This window comes from Streptococcus castoreus DSM 17536 (assembly GCF_000425025.1).
Taxonomy (GTDB): domain Bacteria; phylum Bacillota; class Bacilli; order Lactobacillales; family Streptococcaceae; genus Streptococcus; species Streptococcus castoreus.
Map to the genome: position 1 here is coordinate 96,131 of NZ_AUKZ01000007.1, position 6,323 is coordinate 102,453.

The 6,323-nt window shown below is 37.3% G+C and carries 5 protein-coding genes, 6 tRNA genes and 3 pseudogenes; 6 read left to right on the top strand and 8 right to left on the bottom strand.

What is annotated here, in order from left to right:
* Positions 1-18: 18 nt before the first annotated feature.
* Positions 19-1,137 (bottom strand): ribosome biogenesis GTPase YqeH, encoded by a 1,119-nt coding sequence (yqeH, locus tag H346_RS0103515; RefSeq protein WP_027969871.1) that lies wholly within the window; start codon positions 1,135-1,137, stop codon positions 19-21.
* On the bottom strand, positions 1,137-1,664 hold the full coding sequence (locus H346_RS0103520) for a YqeG family HAD IIIA-type phosphatase (RefSeq protein ID WP_027969872.1): 528 nt from the start codon (positions 1,662-1,664) through the stop codon (positions 1,137-1,139). The genes yqeH and H346_RS0103520 overlap by 1 nt, the downstream gene beginning before the upstream one ends.
* Before the next feature lie 204 nt (positions 1,665-1,868).
* Here H346_RS0103520 and H346_RS09620 point away from each other — a divergent pair.
* The 6 genes and pseudogenes from H346_RS09620 to H346_RS09625 form a co-directional block, all read left to right on the top strand.
* Positions 1,869-2,446 (top strand): annotated as a pseudogene (locus tag H346_RS09620) (otitis media-associated H10); the annotation flags it as partial.
* Between the two features lie 89 nt (positions 2,447-2,535).
* Positions 2,536-2,839: pseudogene (locus H346_RS10200) on the top strand (hypothetical protein).
* A gap of 31 nt (positions 2,840-2,870) precedes the next feature.
* Positions 2,871-3,260: a hypothetical protein gene (locus H346_RS0103535; protein ID WP_027969875.1), complete on the top strand. Its 390-nt coding sequence runs from the start codon at positions 2,871-2,873 to the stop codon at positions 3,258-3,260.
* 306 nt (positions 3,261-3,566) lie between these two features.
* Positions 3,567-4,355: a rolling circle replication-associated protein gene (locus H346_RS0103540; RefSeq protein WP_027969876.1), complete on the top strand. Its 789-nt coding sequence runs from the start codon at positions 3,567-3,569 to the stop codon at positions 4,353-4,355.
* A 5-nt stretch (positions 4,356-4,360) separates the two neighbouring features.
* The gene (locus H346_RS0103545; protein ID WP_027969877.1) at positions 4,361-4,567 is read left to right on the top strand and encodes a DUF3173 domain-containing protein; all 207 of its coding nucleotides are present in this window, start codon (positions 4,361-4,363) and stop codon (positions 4,565-4,567) included.
* Between the two features lie 3 nt (positions 4,568-4,570).
* Positions 4,571-5,693, top strand: a pseudogene (locus H346_RS09625) (tyrosine-type recombinase/integrase).
* A 92-nt stretch (positions 5,694-5,785) separates the two neighbouring features.
* On the opposite strand, the gene H346_RS0103555 reads toward H346_RS09625, so the two are convergent.
* The 6 genes from H346_RS0103555 to H346_RS0103580 all read right to left on the bottom strand — a co-directional run bounded on the left by H346_RS0103555 (position 5,786) and on the right by H346_RS0103580 (position 6,302).
* Positions 5,786-5,869 (bottom strand) — tRNA-Leu (locus H346_RS0103555).
* Positions 5,870-5,888: 19 nt separating this feature from the next.
* Positions 5,889-5,960, bottom strand: a tRNA-Gln gene (locus H346_RS0103560).
* 8 nt (positions 5,961-5,968) lie between these two features.
* Positions 5,969-6,041: transfer RNA gene (locus H346_RS0103565), tRNA-His, on the bottom strand.
* 11 nt (positions 6,042-6,052) lie between these two features.
* Positions 6,053-6,123 (bottom strand) — tRNA-Trp (locus H346_RS0103570).
* A gap of 6 nt (positions 6,124-6,129) precedes the next feature.
* Positions 6,130-6,210: transfer RNA gene (locus H346_RS0103575), tRNA-Tyr, on the bottom strand.
* A 19-nt stretch (positions 6,211-6,229) separates the two neighbouring features.
* Positions 6,230-6,302: transfer RNA gene (locus H346_RS0103580), tRNA-Phe, on the bottom strand.
* Positions 6,303-6,323 lie beyond the last annotated feature (21 nt).

Genomic DNA, 6,323 nt, shown 5'->3' on the forward strand with positions numbered 1-6,323 from the left:
ACTTCTTTTTTTTATTTTTTAAATAATAGCTTTGCGGACAATGACAGAAACACCTTCTGGTGCCCACGCAGCAACTTTTGTTTTCATTTCTTTTTGAGCATTAACACGGATCCAACCAAGCCCAGAAACAACAACATCCATTTTTTGATCCAATATAAACTCATGCCGAACAAGTTTAGGAAAAGTTGTTAAGTCTTTCTTACAAGGTGGCATAAGTAACGTTCCAACATGCTTCTCATAAAAGGCATCTGCCCCTTCCAACTTAGTCCGATGTAAAACCAAGTTATTATCAAAAAAGGCTGTGAACCCTTGGCGCTCACCACTAATAAAATCAAATCTCGCTAGACCACCTAAAAAGAGTGTTTGCCCAGAATTTAATTGATATGTTTTTGGCTTAATCTCTTTTTTAGGACTGATAACTGTCAAATCTTTAGCCGATAAATAATGAGCCATCTGATGACGATGGACGATACCTGGTGTATCAAAAATAAAAGTACCATCGTCCAAAGGGATCTCAATCTTATCAAGAGTTGTTCCAGGAAAGCGCGATGTCGTAATCACCTCTTTATCCCCAGCAATTTCTTGAATGATGGCATTAATTAAGGTTGATTTACCAACATTGGTCACCCCAACAATATAAACATCCCTACCTTTACGCAAGTGATTAATACGTTCAATTAACTCTTTGATCGCATACTTATTCTGAGCACTTGTTAAAATAACATCAAGAGGACGCAACCCCTCTTCGTAAGCACGCTCTATTAGCCACTGAGTTACCTTGCTAGCTTTAACTGATTTAGGGAGAATGTCTTTTTTATTTCCAACCAATAAAACATCATTGCCCGAAACAAATCGAGACAAACCTGGAATAACCGACCCATTGAAATCAAAAATATCAATCACATTAACAACAAGCGCATCGCTATCACCAACTTCGTGAAGCAGTCTTAAAAACTCATCATCTGTAATATGGACATCCGTAATCTCGTTATAATGACGTAATCTAAAACAACGTTGACAATAAAGCTTTCCTGTCTCTATTCCTTTTTTCAAAGCAGCAACTGGTGTAAACCCAGCTTTTTCTTTCTCTTGCGTTTGAATCTGAATGCCACAGCCTATACAAAATAATTCTTCCATTAAATTCCTTTTTGATATGATAATTTACCATATTTCTCTTCTAATTTTGCTAAAACACGACGTTCACGCCAGCGATTAATCTTAGTGTTCCAAGCATCAGACTGAACCAGAGGTCTCACTAGAACCGACTTTATTCCTGCTCTATGGCTCGCTCGAATATCCGTCATTAACTGATCTCCGACCATAATCACTTCCTCACGATCAAACCCATAACGTTCAATTGCTTTGTCTATCCCATAAGAAAATGGCTTCATCGCACGACTAATAAAATCGACACCAAAACGGGAAACGGCACGTTCAACACGGGAATGATTATTATTTGAAACAACAACAACGCTGATGTCTGCGATCGTCATCTCATCAAGCCATGCACGAACCTCAGGCGTACCATCAGGATTATTCCAAGCAATCAAGGTGTTATCTAAATCCACCAAAACAGCAGTAATACCCTGACGTAACAAGTCATTTGCCCTTAAATCATAAACAGCCTCTACCGTATAGGTCGGCCTATAATCATCGATACTCATGTTATCTCCAAAATAATTAGTACCTTTTATTCTACCACATTTCATTTGAAATAGCATTCAAAATCATACTTAACACCACAGCATTTCCCTAAAAGTTTCCTTGTTACTTTTGTCTATCCTATGATAAACCCATTCTTTAGTAGTAACTCCACCACCGATTTTATGGAACTTCATAAAGACCACTCATTAAACCTCTCACACATCACACTATCATATTATTTCGGAGAAAAGTATGTAGCAACCACTCCGAACAATATCGCTCGTATTGTCCGTTTAGTAGTCGAAGAAATGCAGGAACGATATCAATATATGCGGGATAACTTTCAATATGGAACAAACTTTGCAGACCACGGATTCAAACCAGTATGGCTTATCTTCGATGAAATGGGAGCATTCAAAGCTTCAGGGACAGATAAAAAATCAAAAGAAGTTATCGCTGAAGTTATGGACGGTATCAAGCAAATTATTCTTATGGGCGAGCTGCTGGAATTTTCATCTTGATTGCAAGTCAACAAATGCGCTCTGAAACGTTGAATACTGACCTTAGAGATAACTTGGGATTGAGAATCGCTCTTGGTGCCAATTCTAGTGAGGGCTACCGCATGGTCTTTGGTTCGGCTACTCCTGATAAGTTAAAACCTATTGAAGAAAAGGGTGCAGGGTATCTTTATATGCAAGGTTCCGGCAAGGAAACTGCCCAATACTGGGAAAGCCCTTATCTTGATACCACTCAATTTGACTTTATCAAAGAATTACAACTTTATTTAACAGAAACAAACTAATTACAACGGATATTGTTGCTTAAATTCGCTAGATTTTCAGCAACAATATCTGTTCCTCATCGCCCTGCGATGATAGAAAAGAGGTATATATGAAATTAAATGATTTTCTTAAGACAGAATTGTTAGGTAGCCGTAAAGGGATACAGTGAGGTTCTAGACCGTGAGACTGGAAAGCCAACTGCTCTTCGGTTGAATGTTTCTATCCAAGATCAAACCTCAGATTTTTTCATGGAAATGATACAAGTCAAGGTCAATACCTTAACCCCTACCGCTTCTGTTCAAGAGATGGCAAACAACAAGACTTGTCCTGTTGCACTTAAAGATTTGACTGTTGGACAATATAATGGGACGCTATGGTTCTCTTGCCAAGACGTTTTTCCTGTAACAAAATAGTTATGACAAAAATATATAAAGGAGTTTTACAATGCAAATTTTTAGCTACGATGATTTTAAGAATGAAAAGGGGATTATTTCATTTTCTGAAGCGGAACAAATCTATTCTAATCTTCTTAATTCCTCTAATCAGCTTGATAAAGAATTCCAAAAAGAATGGACAACATTTGTACTACTCTGCGTAGAGTATGCCTCTGTACGTGGCAAATGGCTCACACTCTCAAGAGAAGAAAAACTTGCCAATGATGAAGCAAGAACTGTTACTCACAATAAGGTGATTTATCAACTAAAACTCTTAAAAGGTTTGGCAAATGAACAGGGCAATGATGTTTCTTGGTTTGAAAAATTTAACGATGATAGAAAACGCATTGGAGACTTTGCTTGCTTTGTGGCTTATATCTATGCCTTAAATGCTAGATAAACAATTAGATGACATTATGGCTATTTATTACTCTATGTCCGATATTCATGGACATTTTAATGAATTTGTTGAGAGCCTTTCAAAAATAAATTTATCGGATAAGGATAATCGACTTATTACTTTCTATGACTTCTAATCATGTACCTAGGCAAAACTGCCGACTGGAGGTCGGCAAGCTGGAAGCGTGTTTAGCGGAGCGGTGCTTAGGATCACATGATAGAAGTAGGGAGGAGCAACGCTCCTCCTAGTTTATTTATTATATAGACAATCTTTTGGCGAAAGCCAACCTAAAAGGAACTATTTTTTATGACCTCATATAATAAAAAAATAGTCCGCACTTCTTCCTATTTGGAAATCTGGGAGTTTGATAAGCCAATATATTTAAAAGGGAAATCAATTTTAGATACTAATACTAAAAACAAGGAAAAATTAAAACGTAGAACATTTGACGAACTAACACCAGAAGAACAAGAACAACGTCTTGAACGCATGAATAAAACTCGCTTAGAAGCAAAGTGGAACTTACTCCGGCTAGTCGATTGTAACTTTGATGATACGACTTCTTTTCTTACCTTGACCACTAAAGAAAATATCAGCGATAGAAACGATTTCAAAGACTTACTCAAAACATTTATCAAACGCTTTAACTATCACATATTTAAAACAAAGAAAAGCAAATTGAAATATATAGCAGTATTAGAAAAGCAAAAACGAGGAGCATGGCATGCTCATATTTTACTTTTCAGCGTTCCCTATGTTCCACATAAGCAACTATTAGAGCTTTGGGGACACGGAGCAGTACGGATAAATAAAGTTGATGTCGATAGCAAAGAAAACCGCGGTCGATATGTTACTAAATATTTTGAAAAAGGTACCGGACAGGAGTTATTGGAAAACTTTAGTAAACACGCATATCTCTCATCGCGAAACCTAACGAAGCCTGATGAAGATAAGTTCTATACCTACGAAACTTTTGACTATAACAACTCAACCGTCCTATATGAAACGGAATACAAGAGCAAGGTCTATAAAGACGGTCAGTATTTCGATAATCACGTTACCTACAAAAAGATAAAGTTAGATACAAAGGAGTAAGTCACATGATAGCAACTGTAAATAAGAATGACCTCGTTGCCCTTGGTTTCTCTGAGGGAACTTCTAAACGAATTATCAGACAGGGAAAAGAACTACTAATTGCAAGAGGTTTTAAAGTGTACCAAAATAAGCGAATTGGAACTATCCCTGCTTCTATCACTACTGAATTACTTGGTTTTGATTTCCAAAATAGCTCTCTTTCTAGGGGGTAACAAATGGCAATTAGAAAAGATAAAGACGGTGGTTGGATAGTTGATATTAGCAATGGTTTTGACCCAATAACACTTAAGCAACGTAGAATAGTCAGAAAGGGCTACAAGACCAAGAAAGAGGCTACTGAAGCAGAACACTACCTAACTGAAAGAACGCTTTTATGGAGCTAAAATTACTGTTTCTATGCTCTATGAACTACTAAAAGAAGAAGACAGTATGAATCATCGGAAATTTAGCTATATCAACACACAAGAAAATAACTACAATAAACACATAAAAGATTATTTTTCAAAAGTTGATAATGTCGCAAAACTAACCTATGAAGATATTTACCAGTTTAGAGAAAATCTTAGGCAAAAACTGACCCAAAATTCTAATCACCCCTTAAGCACAAATACTATCAATAAAATAATGATTTTGCTTAAAAAAATTTTTGACGTAGGCTTACGAAAAGGTTATTACGCTACAAATCCTGTAAAGCTACTAAAAAAATTACCAATTGAAAAAACAAAAATGCAGTTTTGGACAGTCGAAGAATTTCAGCAGTTTCTAACACTGTTTGAACCAGAAGAATACAATGTCAAATTGCTCTTTACAGTTCTATTCTTTACAGGGTTAAGACTTGGAGAAGCACTGGCACTAACATGGCAAGACATCGACTTTTCAAGTAAAACAATTCACATTACAAAGTCTATCTATGTCAATAAAGGAATTAACCACATTAGCACAACAAAGACTAAAGCAGGAACTAGAAGGATTATTATCAATAAAAAATTATGCCAAAAACTTCACCATTGGCAACAGCAACAAAAACATTTGTTAGAGCAATTTACTAGCGATAGCTTGACCCTACAAGTGTTTCAAAGTAACCCACTCACAATTACAAAAAATGCTATTGAAAAGCAATACAAGAAAATCCTTGAACGTGATAAAACACTAAAAAAGATACGAATACACGATTTTAGGCACTCACACGCTTCCCTACTGATTAATCAAGGAGAAGATTATCTAGTTGTAAAAGAAAGGTTAGGACACGCTTCTATCACGACTACAATTGACACCTATTCACATTTATACCCTAGTAAGCAGAAAGATTTAGCTGATAAACTAGATGATTTGTTATAAGATTAGTAATTTTTAGTAACTTAAACAAGAAAACTACAAGCACAAAGAAAAGACAAGGCTCAGAAACCTTGTCTTATCGAGTCATTATGCTATACCGGCGGCCGGGGTCGAACCGGCACGTCCGTGAGGACACTGGATTTTGAGTCCAGCGCGTCTGCCAATTCCGCCACGCCGGCTTTAAATATAAAATTTAAACTGGGGTAGCTGGATTCGAACCAACGCATGAGGGAGTCAAAGTCCCTTGCCTTACCGCTTGGCTATACCCCAATAAAATAGGCGAGTGATGGGAATCGAACCCACGAATGTCAGAGCCACAATCTGATGTGTTAACCACTTCACCACACCCGCCATATTCCAAACACGAGCAGTAGGAATCGAACCCACACTGAAGGTTTTGGAGACCTTAGTTCTACCTTTAAACTATGCTCGTTTGAAATGGAAAGAGAGGGATTCGAACCCCCGAACCCTAAGGAGCGGATTTACAGTCCGCCGCGTTTAGCCTCTTCGCTATCTTTCCATAAAATACTAAACTTTAATGGCGCGAGACGGAATCGAACCGCCGACACATGGAGCTTCAATCCATTGCTCTACCAACTGAGCTACCGAGCCAACTACATATCTTATGTATTG